Source organism: Simiduia aestuariiviva, assembly GCF_014192475.1.
Lineage (GTDB): Bacteria > Pseudomonadota > Gammaproteobacteria > Pseudomonadales > Cellvibrionaceae > Simiduia > Simiduia aestuariiviva.
The window spans coordinates 371837-395028 of record NZ_JACHXZ010000001.1 but is presented as its reverse complement, the minus strand read 5'-3'; the positions used below and the strand labels follow the sequence as shown (position 1 = coordinate 395028).

General features: G+C 55.2%; 27 protein-coding genes. 16 read left to right on the top strand and 11 right to left on the bottom strand.

The features are described from left to right. Nucleotides 1-5: 5 nt before the first annotated feature. The 4 genes from FHS30_RS01940 to FHS30_RS01925 are packed head-to-tail and all read right to left on the bottom strand — an operon-like array spanning nt 6 to nt 2791. Nucleotides 6-539, bottom strand: a complete 534-nt coding sequence (locus FHS30_RS01940; RefSeq protein WP_246341112.1) for a pilus assembly protein PilP — start codon at nt 537-539, stop codon at nt 6-8. Nucleotides 540-543: 4 nt separating this feature from the next. Further along, nucleotides 544-1155, bottom strand: a complete 612-nt coding sequence (locus tag FHS30_RS01935; protein ID WP_183907760.1) for a type IV pilus inner membrane component PilO — start codon at nt 1153-1155, stop codon at nt 544-546. Beyond that, nucleotides 1155-1721 carry a PilN domain-containing protein gene (locus FHS30_RS01930; protein WP_183907758.1) on the bottom strand — a complete coding sequence of 189 codons (567 nt, stop codon included), beginning with the start codon at nt 1719-1721 and terminating at the stop codon, nt 1155-1157. Before FHS30_RS01930 ends, FHS30_RS01935 begins: the two co-directional genes overlap by 1 nt. Then, the gene (locus FHS30_RS01925; protein ID WP_183907756.1) at nt 1721-2791 is read right to left on the bottom strand and encodes a pilus assembly protein PilM; all 1071 of its coding nucleotides are present in this window, start codon (nt 2789-2791) and stop codon (nt 1721-1723) included. Before FHS30_RS01925 ends, FHS30_RS01930 begins: the two co-directional genes overlap by 1 nt. Nucleotides 2792-2936: 145 nt before the next feature. On the opposite strand from FHS30_RS01925, the gene FHS30_RS01920 reads away from it, so the two are divergent. Beyond that, complete coding sequence (locus tag FHS30_RS01920) at nt 2937-5453, top strand: penicillin-binding protein 1A (protein WP_246341111.1); 2517 nt, start codon at nt 2937-2939, stop codon at nt 5451-5453. Between the two features lie 107 nt (nt 5454-5560). On the opposite strand, the gene FHS30_RS01915 is transcribed toward FHS30_RS01920, so the two are convergent. Both FHS30_RS01915 and rpmE read right to left on the bottom strand, forming a co-directional pair. Then, on the bottom strand, nt 5561-6829 hold the full coding sequence (locus FHS30_RS01915) for a malic enzyme-like NAD(P)-binding protein (protein WP_183907752.1): 1269 nt from the start codon (nt 6827-6829) through the stop codon (nt 5561-5563). 212 nt (nt 6830-7041) lie between these two features. After that, nucleotides 7042-7257 carry a 50S ribosomal protein L31 gene (gene rpmE, locus FHS30_RS01910; protein ID WP_183907750.1) on the bottom strand — a complete coding sequence of 72 codons (216 nt, stop codon included), beginning with the start codon at nt 7255-7257 and terminating at the stop codon, nt 7042-7044. A gap of 154 nt (nt 7258-7411) precedes the next feature. Here rpmE and FHS30_RS01905 point away from each other — a divergent pair, with 154 nt between their 5' ends. The 15 genes from FHS30_RS01905 (at nt 7412) to FHS30_RS01835 (ending at nt 19668) form a co-directional block, all read left to right on the top strand. Beyond that, a complete protein-coding gene (locus FHS30_RS01905; RefSeq protein ID WP_183907748.1) occupies nt 7412-9607 on the top strand; it encodes a primosomal protein N' in 2196 nt (731 codons plus the stop codon). Nucleotides 9608-9688: 81 nt separating this feature from the next. Then, on the top strand, nt 9689-10240 hold the full coding sequence (locus tag FHS30_RS01900) for an SPOR domain-containing protein (RefSeq protein ID WP_183907745.1): 552 nt from the start codon (nt 9689-9691) through the stop codon (nt 10238-10240). Between the two features lie 67 nt (nt 10241-10307). Further along, complete coding sequence (gene hslV, locus FHS30_RS01895; RefSeq protein ID WP_183907743.1) at nt 10308-10829, top strand: ATP-dependent protease subunit HslV; 522 nt, start codon at nt 10308-10310, stop codon at nt 10827-10829. A 4-nt stretch (nt 10830-10833) separates the two neighbouring features. After that, nucleotides 10834-12156 (top strand): ATP-dependent protease ATPase subunit HslU, encoded by a 1323-nt coding sequence (hslU, locus tag FHS30_RS01890; protein WP_183907741.1) that lies wholly within the window; start codon nt 10834-10836, stop codon nt 12154-12156. A 174-nt stretch (nt 12157-12330) separates the two neighbouring features. Continuing rightward, nucleotides 12331-13512 carry a methyl-accepting chemotaxis protein gene (locus FHS30_RS01885; RefSeq protein WP_281368175.1) on the top strand — a complete coding sequence of 394 codons (1182 nt, stop codon included), beginning with the start codon at nt 12331-12333 and terminating at the stop codon, nt 13510-13512. Between the two features lie 71 nt (nt 13513-13583). After that, on the top strand, nt 13584-13955 hold the full coding sequence (locus FHS30_RS01880) for a gamma-butyrobetaine hydroxylase family protein (protein ID WP_183907739.1): 372 nt from the start codon (nt 13584-13586) through the stop codon (nt 13953-13955). A gap of 93 nt (nt 13956-14048) precedes the next feature. Continuing rightward, nucleotides 14049-14798, top strand: coding sequence for a bifunctional demethylmenaquinone methyltransferase/2-methoxy-6-polyprenyl-1,4-benzoquinol methylase UbiE (ubiE, locus tag FHS30_RS01875; protein ID WP_183907737.1), 750 nt, complete (start codon nt 14049-14051; stop codon nt 14796-14798). Then, entirely contained in the window at nt 14798-15418 is a 621-nt protein-coding gene (locus FHS30_RS01870) for a ubiquinone biosynthesis accessory factor UbiJ (protein WP_183907735.1), read from the top strand. The genes ubiE and FHS30_RS01870 overlap by 1 nt, the downstream gene beginning before the upstream one ends. Nucleotides 15419-15425: 7 nt before the next feature. Beyond that, nucleotides 15426-17054 (top strand): ubiquinone biosynthesis regulatory protein kinase UbiB, encoded by a 1629-nt coding sequence (ubiB, locus tag FHS30_RS01865; RefSeq protein WP_183907733.1) that lies wholly within the window; start codon nt 15426-15428, stop codon nt 17052-17054. A gap of 38 nt (nt 17055-17092) precedes the next feature. Then, entirely contained in the window at nt 17093-17491 is a 399-nt protein-coding gene (hisI, locus tag FHS30_RS01860; protein WP_246341110.1) for a phosphoribosyl-AMP cyclohydrolase, read from the top strand. Next, nucleotides 17488-17820, top strand: a complete 333-nt coding sequence (locus FHS30_RS01855) for a phosphoribosyl-ATP diphosphatase (protein ID WP_183907731.1) — start codon at nt 17488-17490, stop codon at nt 17818-17820. Before hisI ends, FHS30_RS01855 begins: the two co-directional genes overlap by 4 nt. A 21-nt stretch (nt 17821-17841) precedes the next feature. Beyond that, a complete protein-coding gene (tatA, locus tag FHS30_RS01850) occupies nt 17842-18093 on the top strand; it encodes a twin-arginine translocase TatA/TatE family subunit (RefSeq protein WP_183907729.1) in 252 nt (83 codons plus the stop codon). An 18-nt stretch (nt 18094-18111) separates the two neighbouring features. Continuing rightward, the gene (gene tatB, locus FHS30_RS01845; RefSeq protein WP_183907727.1) at nt 18112-18471 is read left to right on the top strand and encodes a Sec-independent protein translocase protein TatB; all 360 of its coding nucleotides are present in this window, start codon (nt 18112-18114) and stop codon (nt 18469-18471) included. Then, nucleotides 18468-19199, top strand: coding sequence for a twin-arginine translocase subunit TatC (tatC, locus tag FHS30_RS01840; protein WP_183907725.1), 732 nt, complete (start codon nt 18468-18470; stop codon nt 19197-19199). The genes tatB and tatC overlap by 4 nt, the downstream gene beginning before the upstream one ends. 259 nt (nt 19200-19458) lie before the next feature. Continuing rightward, the gene (locus FHS30_RS01835) at nt 19459-19668 is read left to right on the top strand and encodes a cold-shock protein (protein WP_183907723.1); all 210 of its coding nucleotides are present in this window, start codon (nt 19459-19461) and stop codon (nt 19666-19668) included. A gap of 63 nt (nt 19669-19731) precedes the next feature. Here FHS30_RS01835 and FHS30_RS01830 read toward each other — a convergent pair whose 3' ends face one another. From FHS30_RS01830 to FHS30_RS01810, 5 genes are all read right to left on the bottom strand, one after another. Next, nucleotides 19732-19959, bottom strand: coding sequence for a hypothetical protein (locus FHS30_RS01830; RefSeq protein ID WP_183907721.1), 228 nt, complete (start codon nt 19957-19959; stop codon nt 19732-19734). A 72-nt stretch (nt 19960-20031) separates the two neighbouring features. After that, a complete protein-coding gene (locus FHS30_RS01825) occupies nt 20032-21102 on the bottom strand; it encodes an HD domain-containing phosphohydrolase (RefSeq protein WP_246341109.1) in 1071 nt (356 codons plus the stop codon). A gap of 81 nt (nt 21103-21183) precedes the next feature. Next, on the bottom strand, nt 21184-21630 hold the full coding sequence (dtd, locus tag FHS30_RS01820) for a D-aminoacyl-tRNA deacylase (RefSeq protein ID WP_183907719.1): 447 nt from the start codon (nt 21628-21630) through the stop codon (nt 21184-21186). Nucleotides 21631-21681: 51 nt separating this feature from the next. Beyond that, complete coding sequence (locus FHS30_RS01815) at nt 21682-22662, bottom strand: alpha/beta fold hydrolase (RefSeq protein ID WP_183907717.1); 981 nt, start codon at nt 22660-22662, stop codon at nt 21682-21684. Nucleotides 22663-22668: 6 nt separating this feature from the next. Beyond that, the gene (locus FHS30_RS01810) at nt 22669-23172 is read right to left on the bottom strand and encodes a hypothetical protein (RefSeq protein WP_183907715.1); all 504 of its coding nucleotides are present in this window, start codon (nt 23170-23172) and stop codon (nt 22669-22671) included. Nucleotides 23173-23192: the final 20 nt, after the last annotated feature.

Genomic DNA, 23192 nt, shown 5'->3' with positions numbered 1-23192 from the left:
GGCTGCTATTCCTTATCCTCAATTCGTAAACTTCTTGGCCGCTCAACCCAACCGTTTAAGCCGTCAGAAACAATTTCAATAAATTCCACCTGCGCCTGATTAACTACTATCACTTGTCCGTGATTGCGCCCTAGGAAATTTCCTTCTTTCACTCTATGCACACCGCCTTGATCATCCGCGATCAGGCCCCATAGAACACCGTCCTTTTTAATGGTGCCAACCATTGCAAGCGCACTAACTGAATAGTTTTCGAGGTGCTCTCTCTCACGATTTAAATCAGGCTGTATTTTTTTACCGGAACTTCTTAACAGCTGCTGTAGTTCTACAACAGGACGATCAAACGGACTCCTTAACAACATGGCTCCGTAATTGAATGCTTCGTATGGGCGAAAAGCGGGCACAGGTTCAATAGGGCCTGCTTGCCTTGCTTTAACCTCGGTAACGTATGCACGAAGATCCGCATCATCCCCTTGAAAGCTACAACCCGAAATTAGTGCTGCCATATTAATAACGATAAAAATCTTCGCCAAAAATTTCATTCGTCTACTCCCCCTGCGACTTGTAGCGATATGTTTTCGCAGAGATATTCATTTCCAGCTGATTTCCTTCTTTACTGGGAAAAATATGATAGTCATGCAGCGTCACAATGCGTGGCATACTCGAGATGCCTGAAACAAAGGCGCCGAAATCATGATAACTGCCCTTCACGGCTATCCTAATTGGAAGCTCAATGTAAAATTCCGCAGCCACTTCGGGCTCAAGCTGAATACTTCCGATCGCCAGACCACTTGACGCACCCTTTTCGTCAATGTCTTCCAACAGGCCAGGCACTTCTGTATCGCTTGGCAACTGTTTTACCAAGGCGCCCAAAGATTGGTCCAGCTCAACCATTTGCTGCCGATAGGCGTCGAGGTTTGCAGCCTGCTGGCTTTTCACCTCAAATGAACGGCGCAACTCCTGCTCTTTGGCAACCACTGCAGCGTTGGTCACTTCCAAGTCTTTAACAAATAAAAAATAAGTAAGCGCTAATATGCCCAGTGCCAACAAAATAGCCAGCATTCCCTTTACCCACGCGGGCCAAATCCCAATCTTGTCCCAATCGACTTCGTTAATATCGAAGTTTTGAATCTGTTCTAGAGTGTCTGCAAGCGCCATTATTTGACTTCCTCTTGCTGCGAGCTCGGCACAGTTGTTCTAACTGACATGCTAAATTCGTTTGCCAATTCGCCTTCCTCGGGTGCGGCTTTTACGCTGGTGAGATTCGGAGCATCGAACCACTCGGACTCATCCAAGTTGCGCATCAACGATGAAACGCGATTATTGGATTCAGCAATGCCTTTAAACTCCACTCGCTCCCCGGTACGCTTAAGATCCAGCAAAAAAACACCATCGGGAATCGCTCGCGCCATTTCATCGAAGTACCGCACAATCACAGGTCGAGTTCCCTGTAACCCTTGAATTACTCGCATTCGATCGAGCAATTCTGCTTTACGTTTTTTCAGATCGCGAATTTCAGCAACTTGCTTTTCTAGCAACTGAATTTCGCGCTGCAATAATGCGTTTCGCTGATTTTGATATTCTATCGCACCCTGCACGCTAGACACCCAAAAGTACGCTAACGCTGCAGTGAGCATGAAAACCCCACCCAGAATGGTGAAGTATTCTTGTTTTTTCTCTTGGCGATATTGGTCTCGCCAGGGCAATAAGTTAATGCGTGACATCAGTCTTCGAAGCTCCTCATTGCCAAGCCAGTTGCGATCATCAGTGACGGGGCGTCAGAGGCCAGCGCGACGGCATTCACCTTTGGCGACACTGACATGCTGGCGAAAGGATTGGCGATGCTGGTTTGCGTTCCCAGCTTTTCTTCAATCAATTCCGCAAGCCCCTCCATAGCGGCAACACCGCCGGCCAACACGATATGGTCAACATCATTGTACTGACTGGATGAAAAGAAGAACTGCAAGGAGCGAGTAACTTGCTGCACTACAGACTCTTTAAATTGAACCAACACATCAGTTTCGTAATCATCTGGCAGCCCACCTTGCTTTTTCGCAAGGCCGGCCTCTTCTGCGGAGAGTCCGTAGCGACGCTGAATCTCTTCCGTTAATTGTTTGCCACCAAACAACTGCTCGCGGGTATAAATTGTTTTACCCTCTAACAGAACGCTCAAGGTGGTCATGGTGGCGCCAATATCCACTATCGCCACGACCTGATCCGAATCATCTTCCAGCTGGCGCGCCACTAGCGAGAAAGCGCGCTCCATGGTGTAGGCCTCGACATCGACCACTTTTGGGATCAAACCCGCTTGCTCCAGCACTGCTGAACGCAGATCCACGTTCTCTCGGCGGCAAGCTGCCAGCAACACTTCTACTTGATCGGGATTGCGCGGCGATGGCCCTTGGACTTCAAAGTCGATGGCGACCTCTTCCAAGGGGTAGGGAATATACTGGTCTGCCTCCAGTGAGATCTGGGTTTCCATGGCGTCATCCGACAAACCCGCAGGCATCTCAATGAGCTTGGTAATCACCGCAGACCCCGCCACCGCTACTGCAGCTAGCTGGGTTTTGCATTTGGATTGTTGCGCCACCTTTTTCACCACGTCTGCCACAACTTCCACATCGGCGATGTTTTTCTCCGATACAGCATTCGGTGGCAGCGCCCGGACGGCGTAACTTTCAACTCGGTAGCGCTCGCCCTGTCGGGACAACTCAAGCAACTTGACGGACGTGGAACTAATATCCAGTCCGATCACCGGTTTCGTCTTTTTCTCGAGAAATCCCAAAATTCCCATTTTTCTATCAATTTCCGTAACTTACGTGCAAGTTATGTTATAGCACTTTAACTTAAGCCTGCAACAATAGTGACAATATGTAAAGCCCGCAAAAGCCCGTATAATGGCCGCCAAATTGACGGGATACCCTAAGCTACTAATTCCTATGGAAAAAATATCCAAGAACTACCGAAAACTCCGGCTGCTGGGCTGGTTTGTTTTAGCCGGATTCAGCGCCACCGCCCTATCTATGGGCGGACTCTACCTCTATCTCAGCCCAAAACTGCCCTCAGTGGAGTCGTTGAAACAAGTGAAGTTTCAAACCCCGCTCAGAGTCTACTCCGCAAATGGCAAACTGATTGGCGAGTTTGGCGAGAAGCGCCGAAGCCCTGTGCGTTACGACCAGATACCTCAAGCCTATATAGATGCCATACTTGCGGCTGAGGACGACCAATTCTACAAACATCATGGCGTCTCCATTAAAGGACTTTTGCGAGCAGCTTCACAAATCTTACAAACGGGTCAGATTCAAGGCGGCGGCAGCACCATTACGATGCAGGTTGCGCGCAACTTTTTTCTAACCTTCGATCAAACCTTTTTACGGAAAGCCAACGAAATCCTGCTCGCCATAAAGATTGAGAACGAACTCACAAAACAAGAAATTCTCGAGCTTTACGTCAATAAAATCTATCTCGGTAACCGAGCCTACGGAATCGAAGCCGCCGCACAGGTTTATTACGGTAAGAGCATAGACCAACTTGACTTGCCAGAGCTGGCAATGATTGCCGGCCTACCGAAGGCGCCCTCGCGCTTCAACCCCATCGCCAATCCGCCGCGGGCAACCATTCGCCGCAACTGGATTATTGGCCGAATGCTCGAGCTCGGCAAAATCACCCAAACTGAACACGATGCGGCCATCAATGCGCCGCTGACAGCGCGCTTCCACGCTCTGGCGCTTGATCTAAGTTCACCTTACGTTGCGGAAATGGCGCGCCAGCAGGTATTGGAATTCTATGGGGAAGATGCTTACGGTGACGGCCTTAAGGTCTACACCACCATCGACACTCGCCTACAGGCCACCGCCCAACAGGCCGTAGTTAATGGGCTGCTAACCTATGACAACCGCCACGGCTATCGCGGCCCAGAAAAGAACTTTGCCAGCGACAATACAGACGCTGAATCGTTGCGACTTCGCTACGTAGAAGAGCTTGCACGCACACCTCATCTCGGTGGCCTGATGCCCGCCATCGTGCTTTCCGTTGCCGAGCAGAGCGCAAACCTACTGCTACCCGACGGCACTGAAACCACCCTCGACTGGGAGCAGGGCTTAGCCACTGCACAGCGCTTTATCAATGAGAACCGCGTCGGGCGAGAACCTTCAAAGGCCAGCCAAGTGGTGACCCCCGGCGACCTTATTCGCCTGCGCACAGACGCCGAAGGCCAATTGCAGCTTGCACAGGTGCCGAATGCGCAAGCCGCCTTTGTGGCACTCAACCCAGAGGATGGTGCCATCGTTTCCCTGGTGGGTGGCTTCGACTTCAGGCAGAGCCACTTCAATCGCGCCATTCAGGCTGAGCGACAGCCCGGCTCAAGCTTTAAGCCATTTATTTACACGGCGGCACTAGAGAGTGGCTTCACCCCTGCCACGCTCATCAATGACGCCCCCATTGTGTTTGAAGATGCAAGCCTAGAAGGCACTTGGCGTCCCGAAAATGACAGCGGGCAATTCTTAGGGCCCACCAGGATGCGCCAAGCCCTCTATCAATCGCGCAACTTGGTGTCCATTCGCATACTGCGCACCATGGGCATTGGCAACACCATAGAAAAGCTCGGCCGATTTGGCTTTGACACGAGCAAGCTACCCAAAGATCTATCGCTAGCCTTAGGTAGCCATGCCTTGACCCCTTTACAAATTGCCACCGGCTACGCCGTTTTCGCCAACGGCGGCTACCGAGTTGAACCCTATTTAGTGCAACGCATAACGGACGCCAACGACCTCATTCTGTACCAGGAAAATCCTCTGCTGGCCTGCCGTGATTGCCCCGAGCGGCAACCCAGCACGCCTCTGGAGGACGCCGCGCCGGTCCAAGAAAATGACGTACAGGAAGCGGAGGATTTGGCGACACTGCTGGCCCAACCGGCAGCCACTGCCACACAAGCACCGGCGCCAACCGCCCCTGAAGTGCGACTGGCGCCACAAATTCTGGACGAGCGCGACGCCTTCCTCATCGACTCCATGTTGCGTGACGTAGTCAAACGCGGGACCGGTCGCAAAGCCATGGCCCTGGGCCGCACAGACCTCGCCGGCAAAACCGGGACCACGAACGGCCCTAGGGATGCATGGTTTTCTGGCTACAACCATTCACTGGTGGCCACCGCCTGGCTTGGCTTCGACCAAAATTTCGACCTCGGTCGCAATGAATATGGCGGCTCTGCTGCACTGCCAATTTGGATTGATTACATGGCGGTAGCCCTGCAAGGGGTGCCAGAGAGCCACCGCCGTCAACCCGAGGGCATTATCACCGTTCGCATTGATGCCAAAACCGGAAAGCGCGCACAACCTGGCAGTAACGGTGCAATTTTCGAAATTTTCAAAGCGGAAAACGCGCCCTCTGAAGTCCAAACCGCCGGCGATGAGGGCACAGCGGACGACGATGAAACCTTGCCGGAGGAGTTGTTCTAACCTTCACCGCGCGCCATTGAGGGTCGGCCAATGTTGCCGGCAATACTGTCGGCAAGAAAATAAAAAAGGGAGCATTAGCTCCCTTTTTTATTGTCCGCGATCGAACACTACACCTTCACCGAGGCCACTCCCGACAATGGATAATGCTTGGGGTATTCCGCCTTGGCTACACCGGTGTCTACTGCGGCACGCGCTACCGCGGCGGCCACCGCACCGAGCAATCGATCGTCGGTGGGCTTCGGGATGATGTACTCAGCACCGAAGCTAAGATCGCCTCCACCGTAAACTTTGCGCACCGCATCCGTTACCGGCTGTTTAGCCAAACTGCGAATGGCCTCTACCGCCGCCAATTTCATCTCTTGGTTAATAATGGTGGCGCGCACATCCAAGGCGCCACGAAACAAAAATGGAAAGCACAATACATTGTTCACTTGGTTGGGATAATCAGATCGTCCCGTGGCCATTATCAAGTCGGAACGCACACTGCGCGCCAGCGCGGGATCAATTTCCGGGTCGGGATTAGAGCAGGCAAACACGACCGGCCGTGCAGCCATTTTTGCCAACTGATCTGCACTGAGCAAATTCGGGCCAGATACCCCTAAAAACACGTCGGCGCCATCCATTGCATCATCCAATGTGCGACGCGGCGTTGCCAGGGCAAATTGACGCTTGTATTGATTTAAATCGTCGCGCTCTGTGTGCACCACACCTTTGCTGTCGAGCATCATGATATTGGCGCGCGCCGCACCGGCCGCCACCATAAGATTGCAACAGGCGTTCGCCGCAGCGCCCGCGCCAAGGCAAACAATCTTGGCCGTGTCTATCTTTTTACCCTGCACTTCTAAGGCATTTAACAGCCCCGCCACCGTGACAATGGCCGTGCCGTGCTGATCATCGTGAAATACAGGAATGTCGCAGCGCTCTTTTAATATGCGCTCTATCTCAAAACACTCCGGCGCCTTAATGTCTTCGAGATTAATACCGCCAAAGCTGATCGCAATATTGGCCACCGTTTCAATAAAGGCCTCTGGCGAAGGGGCATCCACTTCGATATCAATCGCGTTGATGCCTGCAAATCGCTTGAACAACAGCCCCTTGCCTTCCATAACCGGCTTTGAAGCCAGCGGCCCCAAATTGCCCAAACCCAAAATTGCCGTGCCGTTGGAGATGACTGCAACGAGATTGCCTTTACCGGTGTATTTGTATGCATTTTCAGGGTCTTGCGCGATGGCCCGCACAGGCTCAGCTACGCCAGGACTATAAGCCAGCGACAAATCTTCTTGCGTGTCCGCTGGTTTAGAGAGTTCGATACTGAGCTTACCCGGCACTGGGTAAGCGTGATAATCGAGCGCCGCTTGTTTGCGTGACTCAGACATGGATGCAACCGCCGTTTCATTGTTTTTTTAATATAAGGTGCCGAAGCATACAGAGTTGACCGACCCCCCTCAAGACGGAAGACTTCGAATCGAGGCACCGAATAACCAGTATAGAGACTATCTATAACTCAACGTCGTAACGGTTTACATGAAATTTCAGGCATAAAAAAAGCCGCGACATGCGCGGCTTTTTGAGCGAGCTAGGCAACCACTTACTTGGCAGTGGTACGGCCAGCGAAACGCTTCTTGAAGCGATCGATACGACCCCCAGTATCGGCTACTTTTTGCTTACCGGTATAGAAGGGGTGGCACTCAGAACAAATATCGATGTGGAAATCCTGACCCAAAGTTGAGGCAGTTTCGATTTTGTTACCGCAGCTGCAGCTAGCAACGACGGGGGTATATTTTGGATGGATATCAGCTTTCATGATTGAGCTTTCCCATTGTGTGCCGCCACCCGATCTTGTGCCGGGCACCGCACAAAGGTTAATGTTAGCGGTTCGAAGGATCGCGCATACTACCAGAATTCGTTCCCCTGACAAGCGCTTATTGTGTAAATTTTCAACAGGCCCACCCGCCCCCATGCCAACCCGCTACCTGCTCCGCGTCGCCGTTCCCAGCCCAATACGGCGGCTATTTGATTATCTGCCGCCCGCCGACAGCCCGCTGCCAGAGCCGGGGCAACGCCTGCGCGTTCCCTTTGGCCACCAACAGCTTGTAGGCGTCGTCGTAGAACAGGTGCCGCACACAGAGGATGCGCCCGATAAGCTCAAAGCCGCGCTGGCAAGCCTAGACACCGCGCCGCTGTTCGACCCTCTGCAAATGGCGTTTTGCCGCTGGGCCGCGCGCTACTACCAATACCCGCTGGGCGAGGTTTTGAGCGCTGCCCTGCCGGCCCCCCTGCGCAACGGTGACGCCGCTGAACTCCCAAGTCAGACGCGCTGGCAAATCACCATAGAGGGGCTGGGTTTACCCGAAGGCGCCCCCAAGGGCGCGCGCAAGCAGGCGCAGCTATTGACCTTGCTGCGCAAGGGCACTCGCAGCGCTGAGGATATTGCCGCCGCGGGCTTCAGCAAAGCCGTGCTCAAGGCCTTGACTGAAAGGGGCTTGGTAGAGGCCGTGTCACTGGCAGAGTCACAAACATTTGACGGCCCACTGGGTGAGGCGCCACTGCCCCTCAATGCCGAACAGGCCGAGGCGTTGGCGGCCATTCCCGACACCGGCTACTGCGTTAGCTTGCTCGACGGCGTCACCGGTAGCGGCAAAACCGAGGTCTACCTACAGGCGATTCAACGCCAGCTGGAGGCCGGCAGGCAGGCGCTGGTACTGGTGCCAGAAATTGGCCTGACGCCTCAAACGGTGGCGCGCTTTCAGCGGCGCTTCAAGGTGCCGGTGGGCATACTGCATTCGGGCGTGGCCGACGGGGGTCGCAATCAGGCGTGGCTGCGCGCCAGAGCGGGCCTGGACCGCATCATCATCGGCACTCGCTCGGCAGTATTCGCGCCGCTGAAACACCCGGGGATTATCATCGTGGATGAGGAGCACGACACCTCCTATAAACAGCAGGAGGGATTTCGCTACTCGGCGCGCGATCTGGCGGTGTACCGGGCCCATCAACTGCAGGTGCCCTTGGTGATGGGCAGCGCCACGCCCTCCCTTGAAAGTCTCGCCAATGTGGCCGCCGGTCGCTACCAGCGGTTGCGCCTGCGCCAGCAAGCGGCCAATCACCGCGTGGCGCGACTAGAGCCAGTGGACATTCGCAACCAACCGCTACAAGAAGGCTTGTCAAACAAAAGCCTACAGGCCCTAAAGGCAGCGATTCAGCGCGGTGAACAAGTTTTGGTGTTTATCAATCGACGCGGATTTGCCCCCCTGCTGATGTGCCATTTTTGCGGCTGGCAGGCCAAATGCCCGCGCTGTGATGCCCGCATGACACTGCACCACAAGCCCTATCACCTGCATTGCCACCACTGCGACCACCAGCGCAGAGTCCCCCAGCAATGCCCAGACTGCAAAGGTTCAGAGCTCCACCATATTGGGGCAGGCACCGAGCGCACCGAGGCATATTTCAACCAGATACTGCCCGATGTACCGGTATTGCGCATCGATCGCGACTCTACCCGCTCGCAAAAGCACCTCAACGCCATGCTGGATCAAATTCAAACGGGCGCGCCCTGCGTGCTCGTGGGCACCCAAATGCTGGCCAAGGGCCACCATTTTCCGCGCGTATCAACGGTGATCATTCTGGACGCCGATGGCGGGTTGTTTTCGCCGGACTTTCGCGCCACAGAAAAAATGGCTCAGCTGATCATCCAAGTGGCGGGGCGCGCGGGGCGCGAAGACTTGCAGGGGCAGGTTCTATTGCAGAGCCACCACACCGAACACCCCTACCTCAACTTGCTGCTTAGCCAGGGCTACCACGGTCTGGCCCGTCAATTATTGCAGGAGCGGCAATTGGCGGAGCTGCCGCCATTCAGCTTTATGGTGCTGTTGCGCGCCGAATCGAAGCGACCAGAGAACGCCCAGCAATTTTTACAGCAGGCGCGTCAGCAGGCAGAGCTGTTGATACCGGCCAACCCACAATTTCGATACCTGGGCCCACTGCCTGCCGCCATGGAAAAGCGCCAAGACCGCTTCCGCTTTTTATTGCAGTTGCAGGCCCATTCGCGCGCGCAGTTGCAACAGTTTTTACCCCAATGGATCGAGCGAATTGAACAACTGGCGCTCAGCCGGCGCGTGCGCTGGGCCGTGGATGTCGACCCTCAGGAAACCCATTGATGGCACCTAAACGCGCTGCGCCACTGACGCCAGCGCTGCAATCTATTACAATGCCCGCCCAAACACGATGTACACAGAGCCATGACCCAAGATTTCGCTAATCGCAAACGCCGCAAGCAGCCCAGCAAGAAAAAGTCGGACGTACCCGGCTGGGTCTGGCTGTTTACGGGGGCCGTATTAGGTGCCTTTGTCATGTTTCTAGTGTACTTAGCCGAGCAGCCGCCCGCCAAAATAGCCGCGCCTAAGGTTGCCAGCACGACCAAAACACCCGCACCTGAAAAATCCGTTCCGAAGCCGCGCTTCGACTTTTACAAATTGCTTGAAGAGAATGAAGTAAAAGTGGAAATGCCTGAAGAGACGCGGCTGCAATTGCAGTCCCAAACCACCGACAAGATGGAATACCTGTTGCAGGTGGGCTCCTTTCGCAAAGCCGAAGATGCCGACAGCGTGCGCGCCAAGCTGATTTTATTGAACATGGATGCCAAAGTTGAAAAGGTCACCGTCAAGACCGGCGAGACCTGGCACCGGGTAATCGTGGGCCCCTTTACCAACACCTCCGCCATGGCCAATGCGCGCAGCACATTGGTATCCAACCAGTTCGACACCCTACTTTTGAAACGCAAAGCCGGCTGAGCCGGTTGAATTAATCGCATTTCACCCCCACCTTGGAAGTTCTCACGAGCCAAACGAAGGACTTCCCGTGACCACAATTTTATCCGTACGCCGCGAGGGCAAAGTCGTCTTGGGCGGCGATGGCCAGGTTTCTCTGGGCAACACCGTCATGAAGGGCAACGCCCGCAAGGTGCGCCGCCTGTACAAAGATCAAGTGTTGGCGGGCTTTGCCGGCGGCACGGCAGACGCCTTTACGCTGTTTGAGCGCTTTGAAGCCAAGTTAGAAGAGCACAATGGCCAGCTAGTGCGCGCCGCTGTCGAGCTTGCCAAAGACTGGCGCACCGACCGCGCCCTGCGCCGGCTGGAAGCGCTATTGGCGGTGGCCGACAAAGATGCGTCGCTGATCATCACCGGCAATGGCGATGTCATCCAACCCGAAGACGACCTCATCGCCATTGGCTCTGGTGGCCCCTACGCGCAGGCCGCCGCGCGCGCACTGCTGGACAATACCGAACTCGACGCGCGCCATATAGTTGAGCAAGGTCTCACCATCGCCGGCAACATCTGCGTGTTTACCAACAATCACCTGACCATCGAAGAATTGAGCTAAGCCTATGTCGAATATGACCCCCAGTGAAATTGTGCACGAGCTAGACCGCCACATTGTGGGCCAGCAGGATGCCAAGCGCGCCGTGGCCATTGCCCTGCGCAACCGCTGGCGTCGCATGCAACTCAACGATGAACTGCGCGCCGAAGTCACCCCCAAAAATATTCTTATGATCGGCCCCACGGGTGTGGGCAAGACAGAGATCGCCCGTCGCCTTGCCAAGCTCGCCAACGCCCCCTTCATCAAGGTCGAAGCCACCAAGTTTACTGAGGTGGGTTATGTTGGCCGCGATGTAGACTCCATCGTGCGCGACCTGGTGGACGTATCCATCAAATTGCACCGCGAGCAAGCCCAAGAAAAAGTTAAATACCGCGCCGAAGAAGCGGCCGAGGAGCGCATTCTGGACGTGCTGCTGCCACCCGCACGCAGCGCCGAAGGCGAGCCCGAGGCCACCGACTCCAGCACCCGCCAGCTATTTCGCAAGAAATTGCGCGAGGGGCAACTCGACGACAAGGAAATCGAGCTGGAAGTGGCCGCGATGAATGTGGGCGTCGAAATAATGGCTCCGCCCGGCATGGAAGAAATGACCAGCCAATTGCAAAACATGTTTTCCTCCATGGGCAAGCAGAAGCGCAAAAAAGCCAAACTCACCGTCAAGCAAGCCTTCAAGCAGTTGCGTGAAGAAGAGGCCGCCAAGCTGGTTAACGAAGAGGAAGTGAAAGCGCAGGCCATCGCCGCCGCCGAGCAAAACGGCATCGTCTTCATTGACGAAATCGATAAAGTCGCCAAACGCGACGGCACCAGCGGAGCTGACGTGTCGCGCGAAGGCGTACAGCGCGACCTACTGCCGCTCATCGAGGGCTGCACCGTCTCCACTAAACACGGCATGATTAAAACAGATCACATTTTATTTGTGGCCAGCGGCGCCTTTCACCTCTCTAAGCCGTCAGATTTAATACCAGAATTGCAGGGTCGCCTGCCCATTCGCGTCGAATTAAAAGCGCTCACGCCCGAAGATTTCGAGCGCATACTCACCGAGCCACGCGCGTCGCTGACCGAGCAACAAAAGGCGCTGATGGCTACCGAGGGCGTAGACGTCACCTTCACTGAAGACGGTATTCGCCGCATTGCTGAAACGGCCCATCAGGTGAACGAGCGCACCGAAAATATTGGCGCGCGCCGATTGCACACTGTCATAGAGAAATTAATGGAAACCGCGTCGTTCGATGCCGGTACCGTCGAGAAGTCGTTTACTGTTGACGCCCAATTCGTCGATGCACAACTCGGCGAGCTGGCCCGTGACGAAGACCTCAGTCGGTTTATTCTGTAAATCACCACCCACGAACGCCTCGCCGGCTCAGCGCCGGCGGGGCACTGCGCGATTCTAAAGTCTCACCCGTCCCCGCCGTTAACCTATAAAGCCACCCCATTCACGGGCCACTGCGCCCGTGAATGCGCCACAGTGACTACACTTGTCACTCTACGGTCAAACGCGGAAATGCCCATGGATATGCCCCACCACCACGCCCTGACAAGGCAATCGCTAATATTTAGCCTTACAGTCGCAGGCCTTGGGCTCCTTCTGCTCTGGATGTTCATGCCCGACAGCGCCAGCCCAAATGGTTACTGGCTGGGGTTTGCGCTGGTGCTCTGCCTACAGTCCGGCGCGCAGGCGGGCTTTGTATCCCGCCGCATCGGACGCCGCATTGCGCGCATGCATCAATATTTATCGCTGGTAGCCGATCCAAAGCGCGCCCCCACAGAGGCATTGCCCGACCAACACGACGACGAACTCAACGCAGCAAACCGACTGTTAGCGAATTTTGTGGATCATCTGCGCGTCATTCTGGACGGCGCCCGCGAGCACTCCCGCCAACTGGCCGACAATGCCGAACAACTCACCGGCAATATGAAGCAGTCCGCACAAGAAGTGCATACACAGAATCGCGATATCGAACAAATTGCTTCGGTGATTCATCAAATTACCGAAGCATCACAAGCGCTGTCTGAGCGTGGACAGGCCATCACCGATGCCGCCCGCGAAACGGTGGCACTCTTGGCACAGGGCAGCAGCGCCTACAGCGCCAGCCGAGAATCGGTTCAGTCACTCGGTCAGCAAATTCAAACTATCGCCCAGGACATCGACCACCTGAAGCAACAGAGCGGTCAAATTGGCACCGTGTTAGAAGTGATCGGCAGCATTGCCGAGCAAACCAATTTATTGGCCCTCAATGCCGCCATTGAAGCGGCCCGCGCCGGTGAACAGGGTCGAGGTTTCGCAGTGGTTGCCGACGAAGTGCGGGCACTGGCCCACCGCACCCAAGAATCCACTGTGCAAATTCAACAGACTGTGGCACAGCTACAAACCAGCGCCAGCCATGCCGTCGCGAGCATCGATAACTGCTTGTCGCTGAGCCAAGCCAGTCTGGAACAAAGCATGGCGATGGAGCAGGTCATCCAACAAGCCCAGCACTCCACTGAACACGTGAATAAGCTCACAGGGCAAATTGCCGAAGGCACCCAGCGACAGCAGCGCGACACCCATTCCATCGACGACCGCATACACCAAATCAACGACGCCAGCCGCACTGTCAGCGAGCGCTTGAGCAACACCTCACAGCAAACAGATACACAGCGCAAGCTGGCGAAGTCGGTGAATGAGCAGCTCAATAAAATCTGTGTGTAACACCTACATTGGCGAGTGAATCCCCTGCCTTGATATACTTGGCCACTCCTATATCACGCGGTTGAATGGCCATGGTGCCCGAAAAAATCAAACTCCATAAAGGCACGCAGACGTTGGAATTAGTGTTCCAAGGCCAAGCGTTTCTTTTGCCGGCAGAATTTCTGCGAGTGCACTCACCCTCTGCGGAAGTCAAAGGTCACGGTCCCGGCCAAGCCATTCTGCAGACGGGCAAACGCAATGTCGCCCTGGTTAAGGTTGAGCCCGTGGGCAACTATGCCCTGAAATTGATCTTTAACGATGGTCACGACAGCGGCATTTACACTTGGCAATACTTGCACGATCTGGCCCTACACCAAGATCGATACTGGGGCGCTTACCTGCAGGCGCTGCATCAGGCAGGAGCCACCCGCGATCCCGACACCCAAGTGGTGAAGTTCATCTAAGCTCACGCCGACCAGTTCGCTCACATCCGAAGGCCGACAAAGGGCCTGCAACAAGGTAGAATCCGGTCACCAAATACAGACTGTGAAATTCCCATGTCCGATAAACGCACCACCCATTTCGGCTTTGAACAGGTCGCCGTAGAAGAAAAAGCCCAGCGCGTGGCTGGCGTATTCCACTCGGTCGCAGCCAAATATGACATGATGAACGATGTCATGTCCGGCGGCATTCACCGTTTATGGAAACGATTTACCATCGAACTATCGGGTGTCCGAGCCGGCGACAAGGTGTTAGACATCGCCGGCGGCACCGGAGATTTGAGCCATAAATTTGCGCGCCTAGTTGGTCCAGAGGGCCTCGTGGTATTGGCGGACATCAACGAATCGATGTTGCGCGTGGGGCGCGATAAGCTCATTGACTTGGGCGACGTCGGCAATCTGCAATACGCCCAAGCAGACGCCCAATACCTGCCCTTCCCAGACAATACGTTCGACTGCATTACCATTGCTTTTGGCCTGCGCAATGTCACCGACAAAGACCTCGCACTGGCATCGATGCATCGCATTCTCAAGCCCGGCGGTCGACTGCTGGTACTGGAATTTTCAAAGCCTACCAACGGGTTGCTGGAAAAGGTGTACGACACCTACTCCTTCCGCCTACTGCCACTCATGGGCAAACTCATTGCCAACGACAGCGAATCTTATCGGTATCTCGCGGAAAGCATCCGCATGCACCCAGACCAAGAAACGCTCAAGGATATGATGTCCCAAGCGGGGTTTGCTGAAACCCGCTACTACAACATGACCGGCGGCATCGTCGCACTGCACAAAGGCGTTAAACCCTGATGCTCACCATCACGCTGGCGGCACTTGCCGCCGCCGAGAGCTTGATCAACGAGGCCTTGCGCTACGATCCGGCCACCCGTGCACGGCTCAGATCGCTGTCAGGCAAAGTGTTGCACTTGCACATCACAGATCCTGCGTTCGACATCTACCTGTGCCCCAAGGCCGATGGCGTCGACATCCAAAGTCACTGCGAACACGCCGCGCACTGTAAAATTAGCGGCAAACTGGTGGATCTCCTCAAGGTCGCGCTGGGCGAACAACTCAACTTGGCGGGATCTGGCGTACAGGTTGCCGGTCAAACACAATTATTACTGGCCCTCAAAACCTGCCTTGAAGAACTCGACATCGACTGGCGTGACTGGCTGGCGCAATACCTTGGCGATGAACTCACGCAACCTCTGGGCGCCGCCGCCGAACGATTGCATCGCTACGGCAAATCGCAATTGAGCGCCGCGCAGCAACAGCTAGAGCCCTATCTGAGCGAAGAGTTACAGCTGTTGCCGACGCGCACTGCGCTGGCAAATTTTGGCGAGGCCGTAGATCAGCTGGCCCTTGCCGCCGATCGACTCGATGCGCGCCTACACGCGCTGATCGCCTCAACTAATAACACCCGACACTGAGAAACTTGTGCGCGCCCTGACCCGACTGCTTCACATCATTGCCATTGTCCTGCGCTACCGGCTCGACCAGCTACTGCCAGCCAGACGCCCATTTTTGCTGCGGCTTTTGCTGTTGCCACTGGCGCTGTTTCCCACTCCCAAGCAGCCGGCACCGGAGCGACTGCGACTCGCACTCGAGCGACTGGGGCCCATTTTTATTAAGTTCGGCCAGTTGCTCTCAACCCGGCCGGACCTGTTACCCGCGCCACTGATCGCCGAGCTCAGCAAGCTGCAGGATGAAGTGAAACCCTTCGACAACGACACCTGGGTGCAATTGGTGGAGCGCGCCTTGGGACAACCACTGTCGGCGCTATTTCAGTCGGTAGACGCAACGCCCTTGGCCAGCGCCTCCATCGCCCAAGTACACGGGGCAACCCTGCACGATGGGCGCGCGGTTATCGTCAAGGTGGTGCGGCCTGGCCTGCAACCTACCATCGAACGCGACATTGCTCTGCTGCGACTGCTGGCGCGATTGCTGGCGCGCGTCAGCAGTGATGGCCGCCGGTTGCGCCCCGTTGAAGTAGTCGATGACTATCGCCACACCATTACTGACGAACTCAACTTGTTGCGAGAGGCCGCCAACTGCACGCAGCTGCGACGCAATTTCCTGGGTTCGAAATTGCTCTACGTGCCGGACATTCACTGGGACTACTGCCGTGAAAATGTCATGGTGCAAGAGCGCATACACGGCATCGGTGTAAGCGACATCGCCGCACTTGAAGCCCAGCAAACCAACATGAAATGTTTGGCTGAACGGGGCGTTGAAATCTTCTTCACCCAAGTGTTTGAACACAATTTCTTTCACGCCGACATGCATCCGGGCAACATTTTTGTGGCCCGCGAAACGCCAGAAAATCCCTGCTATATCGCCGTCGACACCGCCATAATGGGCAGCCTTACCACCGAGGATCAGTACTATTTAGCCCGCAACCTGCTGGCCATGTTCCGCCGCGACTATCGGCAGGTGGCCCAACTGCATGTGGATTCTGGCTGGGTGCCCGCACACACTCGCATCGCCGAATTTGAGAGTGCCATACGCACCGTGTGCGAACCCATTTTTGAAAAACCCTTGGCGGAAATCTCCTTCGGCCAAGTACTGCTGCAATTATTTCGCACCGCCCGCCGCTTTGACATGGAAGTGCAACCGCAACTCGTGCTCCTGCAGAAAACACTGCTCAATATCGAAGGGCTCGGGCGCCAGCTGTACCCGCAGCTAGACCTGTGGAGCACTGCGCAGCCGTTTTTGGAGCGCTGGATGAAGCAGCGCTACCATCCGAAAACTTTGTGGGCAGAAATTCAACGCTTCGGCCCCGAGTGGCTGGAAAAATTGCCGCACATGCCGCAGAAGTTATACGACGCGCTGACGGGCTTGCAAGACACTAGCGAGCGCTTAACAGCGCTCGAGCAGCGCATCACGACACACCTTGACCGGCAACCGCCAGCAGGCAGCCAACGGCGCCGCTGGGTGCTCGGCGGCGCTTTAATTATCGCCGCGGCCAGTCTCGTGCAACCGCAGTGGCAAGCGGTGCTCGTCGCTGCCCCTTGGGCCAGCTGGGCGCTCGTCGCGGCAGCGCTTTACACCCTGCTCAGGCGCTAATCGCAGCACCCAAAAATTAAGGTACACTAGGACTTTTAATGCCCACGACCATGTCAGACAATTTCCTCGATCACGTCAATTTCGACGGCAATGGCCTCGTCGCCGCCATCGCCCAAGACGCCAACACCGGCCGCATCCTGATGATGGCTTGGATGAATCGCGAAGCTTTGGCTGCCACCGTCGCCAAGGGCGAGGCGGTCTACTTCAGTCGCTCGCGCCAGTCGCTGTGGCACAAGGGTGAACGCTCCGGGCACACGCAAAAAGTGAAAGAGATTCGCTTGGATTGCGATGGTGATATGATCTGCCTACAAGTCGACCAAGTCGGTGGCATTGCCTGCCACACAGGCCGCGAATCCTGTCTGTTTCGCATATTAAAAGACGGCCAGTGGCACACCACTGATACCGTACTCAAAGACCCGAACGAGATGTATTCATGAGCGATTTGCTAAGCCGTTTAACGGCCGTATTGGAAGCCCGAAAAACTGCTGCACCAGACAGCTCCTACGTGGCATCGCTGCACCACAAAGGCCTGAACAAAATTTTGGAAAAAGTGGGCGAAGAGTCGGTGGAGACGATTATTGCAGCCAAAGATTGTGCCACCACTGGCCAAACCAACGAAATCATTAGCGAAACAGCCGATTTGTGGTTTCACACCTTGGTTATGCTCTCGCACTTAAATCTATCGGCGGAGGATGTTCTGCGCGAACTGGATCGCCGCTTTGATCTATCCGGGCTGATTGAAAAAGCCAATCGCCCCAACAACTAAATACATTCTTAGGAGAATTCTATGGGACTCGGCGGCATTAGCATTTGGCAGTTACTGATCATTTTATTAATCGTTGTCTTGTTGTTTGGCACCAAACGTCTCAAGGGCTTAGGCAGCGACATTGGCGATGCCATTAAAGGTTTTCGCAAAGCGGTTGGCGATGAAGACAAAGCGAAGGATGAGGCGGCGAAAAAAGACCCCGCAGCGCTCGCTCAAGACGCCAACCAAAAGGCGCAAGCCAATCAATCTGACGTCAAGTCAGAACCCAAGTAATCCACTGGGTCACGCAGCATGTTTGACATAGGCTTTTTTGAATTGCTGGTAGTGGCCATCGTGGGATTACTGGTTATCGGCCCCGAGCGCCTGCCCGAGACGATTCGCGCCATTAGCTTGTGGGTCGGGCGCCTCAAGCGCAGCATTTCCTCTACCAAAGCCGAACTCGAACAACAGCTGGGCACGGACGATATTCGGCGACAGCTGCACAACGAATCCATCATGCGCGAACTCAATGCCAGCCGTGAGGAAATTGAGCGTGTACTGCGCGACGGCTATGTCGAACATCAAGAACTACCGGATCACGCGCACACAGACGAAGCCACTGCCACCGACCAACCCGACCAAAGCCAAGTGCCACCGCAGGACAAGGCATGAGCGATCAACCCCAACCGCTGGTGCAACACCTCATCGAATTGCGCGACCGACTGTTGCGCATGCTATTGGCGGTGTTGATTATTTTTTTGGGTCTCTTTTATTTTGCCAACGAGATATACACCTTCGTAGCAGCGCCGCTGGAGAAGTTTTTGCCACCCAATGCCAGCATGATTGCCACAGATGTCACCTCGCCTTTTTTCGCGCCCTTTAAGCTCACCTTGTTTGCCAGCGTGGTGGCTGCCATCCCCTACTTGCTGTATCAGCTCTGGGGCTTTGTCGCGCCGGCACTCTATAACAATGAGCGGCGCTTCGCACTGCCCCTGCTGTGCGCCAGTGTCAGCTTGTTTTACGCGGGCATGGCATTTGCCTACTTTGTAGTCTTCCCCCTAGTGTTTGGTTTTTTCACCAGCGTGGGGCCCGCCAATGTCACAGTGATGACAGACATTAGCCTGTATTTAAATTTTGTTTTGAAACTATTTTTTGCCTTTGGCTTGGCGTTTCAAATCCCCGTGGCCACGGTGCTCATGATCACCATGGGCATCACCAGCAGTGCGAGCCTCGCCGGCAAGCGGCCGTACATTGTCGTGTCCTGTTTTGTGGTTGGCATGCTGTTGACGCCCCCCGACATCATTTCGCAGTCGCTGCTCGCCATCCCCATGTGGCTACTCTTTGAATCTGGCGTGCTCGTAGGTCGCATGGTGGAAAAGCGCCACAAGCCACAAAGCTGAATTAGCCGCAAAATTTGTGGGGACATCGGCATTCTTTGGTAGACGAAAGTTCCAAATAGTGCTGACCGCCCCTAACAAAAAATAAATATCCGTGTAGAATCAGGTTAACTGTGCTTGGGTAGTAGTGGATCAACCAAGATTTCTTGAGATCCGGCGGCGCAGGTAAGGTGTCAGTCACGGGTGTGCCAATGGCCCACGCCATGGCCGACAGATTTTAAGGCTCCGCCGTTGGGGCAATTGCAAAAGAAATGGAAAGACTATGTCTGATCAGGTTGAAGGCACTGTAAAGTGGTTTAACGACGAAAAAGGTTTTGGCTTTATCGAACAGGAAGGCGGGAAGGATGTATTTGTCCATTTCAGCGCCATCAACGGCAATGGCCGTAAAACTCTGCACGACGGCCAAAAAGTAACCATGACCGTTACCCAAGGTCAAAAAGGTCCACAGGCTGAGAACGTCAACCCGATGTAATCGCCGTGACACCAATAAAAAAGGGCGCCTAGCGCCCTTTTTTATTGCCAAATGTTACGTCATTTAGGCAAACGAAAGTATTAGAAGCAGCCAGCCTCCGACGGCAAAATAGAGCGACTCCTTCGCCTTATCCCACGCGAAACAGCCGTAAAGGTAGGCGAGTGGCGGCAAAAACAGTGTGGTCAGCCCCCACGTATAGTCATCCTCAAATGACACCTGAAGTAACAGCACCCAGCTCACTCCCAACAAAATCAAACCAAACACAAACATCGCTGCGGAAAGGGGTTCCATGATTCAATCCTCTTATTGTGGTTTTTAATAAACGGATACCCGTTGTATTACATAATATTTTCTGATCCGGCACTAGTGTTGCAGCTCTGCCTGTTGATCGGGGAATTGCTGGCGGATGTCCAACACCTGATCTAGGATCGCGACAAATTCCTGCACAACCTGCGGATCAAACTGAGTACCGCTATTGTCCTTTAGGTAGTCGAGCGCTTTAGCCACCGGCCACGCCACCTTGTAGGGCCGATTGGAGGTGAGCGCATCGAAGACATCGCAAACGCTGACGATGCGCGTGTAAAGAGGTATTTCTTCACCCTTCAAACCCTGCGGATAGCCCTTGCCATCCCAGCGCTCATGGTGCGTTTTCGCGATAATGGCGGCCACTTCCATCAAGCGTGAGTCGTAGTGACCCAAAATTTCCGCGCCGACTTCGGCGTGGGTTTTCATGGTTTGCCACTCTTTGCTGTCGAGCTTGCCCTGCTTGAGCAGAACATCGTCGGGAATCGCGATCTTGCCGATATCGTGCATGGGACTGGCGTGCAAAATTATTTCACACTCCTCTTCGCTCAAACCCATTTGACGCGCCAAGAGTGCCGATGCGTGACTCATGCGCACCACGTGCATCCCGGTATCCGTGTCGCGATATTCTGCGGCCTTTCCCAAGCACTCGATGAGCTTAATTTGTGCCTCGTAGAGCTGGCGCGTGCGCTCGCGTACTTTTTGCTCAAGGTGTTCGCGCGACTCCAACAAGGACTTGTGCAGCATGCGCACTTCCACCAAATTGCGCACGCGGAACAACACTTCGACGCGCTCAAATGGCTTGCTAATAAAATCTTTAGCGCCGGAGCTCAAGGCGAGGTGGCGCGTTTCAGGCGAGTGGTCGGCCGTTAAAACCAATATCGGCAGATAGTCGTTGGGGTGATCTTCTAGCAACTGCTCCATGACTTCGAAGCCGTTCATCTCTGGCATGTGCACATCCAGCAGGATCGCATCATAGTGATGCTCCAAGTACATTTCGCGCACCGCTTTGGCATCGGTCGTGGAATCAATATGTACGAATCCATCTTGGCGCAGGATTTTTTCGACGATGACAATGTTCACAGAATTGTCATCCACTATGAGTATTCGGCCTTGATGCACTTTCATCATTGTTTGTAGCTCACCCGCTTTTTATTTTTCAACACCCAGAAACGCCGAGCTTGCGTCGGCGCCCTCGCGCTGGCCTGCGGTTTAGGTGTCGCGCATCTCTAGCATAAAGGTGACCGGCCCATCGTTAGTCAGGCTGACCTGCATATCCGCACCAAACATACCACAGGCCGTAATTTCATGTCGCTCCTGTACTTGCTGGCGCACATAATCGTACAAGCGTTCAGCTTCATCAGGTGCAGCAGCTCCAGAAAATCCGGGCCGAAGCCCTTTGCGGGTATCGGCTGCCAGGGTGAACTGCGATACCAGCAGAATCCCCCCTTGCACGTCGCGGACACTGAGATTCATCTTGCCGTTGGCGTCCGAGAAAACGCGATAGGCCAGAAGTTTGTCAATCAACTTGTTGGCGATGGCTTCCGTATCGTCCCGCTCAACGCCCAGCAACACCAATAAGCCTTGATTGATTGCGCCTACGGTGTCGCCGCCAATGTCGACGCGCGCCTGACTCACCCGCTGAATCAATGCTTTCACTCGCCCCTGCCCCACTGCCAAAAATGCACAGTGTACCCCAGTCAGCCAGAGCTAACCGCAGTCTGGTGGGCGGGCGCCGCAGGCGTCGGCAATGTCCGCTTGGGCCTTAACCACCGCGTCAACCATGGCCGCCTCTCGCAGTGAGTGGCCGGCCTCGCGAACGATGTGAATCTTCATATCGGGCAACACACCCTGCAAATGCAACACTCCCGACAAGGGGGAAATCATGTCGAACCGACCGTGCACGCAGGTAATGGGCAGCGATTGCAATGCACCCAGCTGCGGCACGACGCCGGTGGGTTGATCGCAATCCCATTGGCGGCTCATGTACGCCACCTGTAAACTGGCGTGCGACAGCACCACGGGCGGTTCGAGATACGCCTTTTGCAGCTCAGTCTGGGGCTTGAGGCCCGCACACTGAGACATCCATTGCCCCCAGTGGCGCGCAATGGCCATGCGCTCAATTTCGTTATTGCCCTGTAAGAGCGTTTGCGTTCGCTCTAGGAGCGCCATCGCCGGCAAGCCCTCGGTAACTTTTAGGGCTTTACACAGGTGGTGATAGGCCTCTGGGAACACCTGCGGCGCCCCCTCCTCCAGCAGCCAAGCAAGCTCCTGCTGACGCCCCAGCCCGGTGCCGATCAATAACACGCTTTGCACCCGTTCGGGCTCACGCAACGCCAGGGTCAACGCCAGTAAACCGCCCCAGCCGACGCCCACCAGAACCCACTGCTCAATGCCCAACTCCTGCCGCAGTGACATCAAATCACCGCACAGCGCCTCCCGTTGATTATCAGCCAAGGCGAGGTGCGGGCGCGAGCGACCACAGCCTCGCTGATCGGGCAGAATCATGTGAAACCGCTGGGGATCGAAGAGCCGCCGATCGGCCGCGTGGCAGCCGAGACCAGGCCCATCGTGCAGAAACAACAATGGTATGCCCGTGGGCTGCCCGGCCTGCTCCACATAGAGTTGATGCCCGTTTATCGAAAGGGTGTTGCGGGCGAAGGGGCGAATATCAGGGAAGGCCTGATGCATGGCGCTCTAATCATCTCCTGCTGATTGAAAGACTCCACCGCGCATGATGATGCGGCCGTATTGGCTGCGATTGTCATACACCACGTGCACCCAGGTGGCATCGCCAGCAGCGTGCCAAAATATCGGCTTTTTCATGCCGCGCAGGCCGTTATACACCGCTTCAGAAACGATGATAATGTCATTGGTGGAATCGTAATATTGCTCTACCGGGGCCCAGGGCGGTAAGTCATTGGTGCGGCGGATAAAACCATCGCGAATCACCTTTTCTGCAAAAAATGACACCAGCGGTATCAGCTCGGGCTCGTGCACGATGAAAGGAAGGTGCTCAACCAGCACGCCCTCGTACAGATACACTTCGCGGCCATCCTTGTTGACGATGCGCAACACCACCGTCGCGTCACGGCAGGGATCTCCCGCCACCGTTACCGACAAGGTGTCCACCGCGTCTTTGCCGGTAAACGCCACCTGCTCAGTGCGCGTGACATCGCAGCCCTCCGGCGATTGCGCCATGGCCCCACCGCACGTGAACC

What these genes read in the sequence shown, in the direction of transcription:
- FHS30_RS01810 (WP_183907715.1), bottom strand. Translation starts at nt 23,172, where the DNA reads ATGGCGCAATCGCCGGAGGGCTGCGATGTCACGCGCACTGAGCAGGTG.
- FHS30_RS01935 (WP_183907760.1), bottom strand. Translation starts at nt 1,155, where the DNA reads ATGGCGCTTGCAGACACTCTAGAACAGATTCAAAACTTCGATATTAAC.
- FHS30_RS01885 (WP_281368175.1), top strand. Translation starts at nt 12,331, where the DNA reads ATGGATATGCCCCACCACCACGCCCTGACAAGGCAATCGCTAATATTT.
- FHS30_RS01915 (WP_183907752.1), bottom strand. Translation starts at nt 6,829, where the DNA reads ATGTCTGAGTCACGCAAACAAGCGGCGCTCGATTATCACGCTTACCCA.
- hisI (WP_246341110.1), top strand. Translation starts at nt 17,093, where the DNA reads ATGCCCACGACCATGTCAGACAATTTCCTCGATCACGTCAATTTCGAC.
- FHS30_RS01920 (WP_246341111.1), top strand. Translation starts at nt 2,937, where the DNA reads ATGGAAAAAATATCCAAGAACTACCGAAAACTCCGGCTGCTGGGCTGG.
- FHS30_RS01940 (WP_246341112.1), bottom strand. Translation starts at nt 539, where the DNA reads ATGAAATTTTTGGCGAAGATTTTTATCGTTATTAATATGGCAGCACTA.
- FHS30_RS01855 (WP_183907731.1), top strand. Translation starts at nt 17,488, where the DNA reads ATGAGCGATTTGCTAAGCCGTTTAACGGCCGTATTGGAAGCCCGAAAA.
- FHS30_RS01930 (WP_183907758.1), bottom strand. Translation starts at nt 1,721, where the DNA reads ATGTCACGCATTAACTTATTGCCCTGGCGAGACCAATATCGCCAAGAG.
- FHS30_RS01825 (WP_246341109.1), bottom strand. Translation starts at nt 21,102, where the DNA reads ATGATGAAAGTGCATCAAGGCCGAATACTCATAGTGGATGACAATTCT.
- tatC (WP_183907725.1), top strand. Translation starts at nt 18,468, where the DNA reads ATGAGCGATCAACCCCAACCGCTGGTGCAACACCTCATCGAATTGCGC.
- FHS30_RS01815 (WP_183907717.1), bottom strand. Translation starts at nt 22,662, where the DNA reads ATGCATCAGGCCTTCCCTGATATTCGCCCCTTCGCCCGCAACACCCTT.
- FHS30_RS01925 (WP_183907756.1), bottom strand. Translation starts at nt 2,791, where the DNA reads ATGGGAATTTTGGGATTTCTCGAGAAAAAGACGAAACCGGTGATCGGA.
- FHS30_RS01830 (WP_183907721.1), bottom strand. Translation starts at nt 19,959, where the DNA reads ATGGAACCCCTTTCCGCAGCGATGTTTGTGTTTGGTTTGATTTTGTTG.
- FHS30_RS01900 (WP_183907745.1), top strand. Translation starts at nt 9,689, where the DNA reads ATGACCCAAGATTTCGCTAATCGCAAACGCCGCAAGCAGCCCAGCAAG.
- rpmE (WP_183907750.1), bottom strand. Translation starts at nt 7,257, where the DNA reads ATGAAAGCTGATATCCATCCAAAATATACCCCCGTCGTTGCTAGCTGC.
- tatB (WP_183907727.1), top strand. Translation starts at nt 18,112, where the DNA reads ATGTTTGACATAGGCTTTTTTGAATTGCTGGTAGTGGCCATCGTGGGA.
- FHS30_RS01905 (WP_183907748.1), top strand. Translation starts at nt 7,412, where the DNA reads ATGCCAACCCGCTACCTGCTCCGCGTCGCCGTTCCCAGCCCAATACGG.
- ubiE (WP_183907737.1), top strand. Translation starts at nt 14,049, where the DNA reads ATGTCCGATAAACGCACCACCCATTTCGGCTTTGAACAGGTCGCCGTA.
- FHS30_RS01880 (WP_183907739.1), top strand. Translation starts at nt 13,584, where the DNA reads ATGGTGCCCGAAAAAATCAAACTCCATAAAGGCACGCAGACGTTGGAA.
- FHS30_RS01870 (WP_183907735.1), top strand. Translation starts at nt 14,798, where the DNA reads ATGCTCACCATCACGCTGGCGGCACTTGCCGCCGCCGAGAGCTTGATC.
- hslU (WP_183907741.1), top strand. Translation starts at nt 10,834, where the DNA reads ATGTCGAATATGACCCCCAGTGAAATTGTGCACGAGCTAGACCGCCAC.
- tatA (WP_183907729.1), top strand. Translation starts at nt 17,842, where the DNA reads ATGGGACTCGGCGGCATTAGCATTTGGCAGTTACTGATCATTTTATTA.
- FHS30_RS01835 (WP_183907723.1), top strand. Translation starts at nt 19,459, where the DNA reads ATGTCTGATCAGGTTGAAGGCACTGTAAAGTGGTTTAACGACGAAAAA.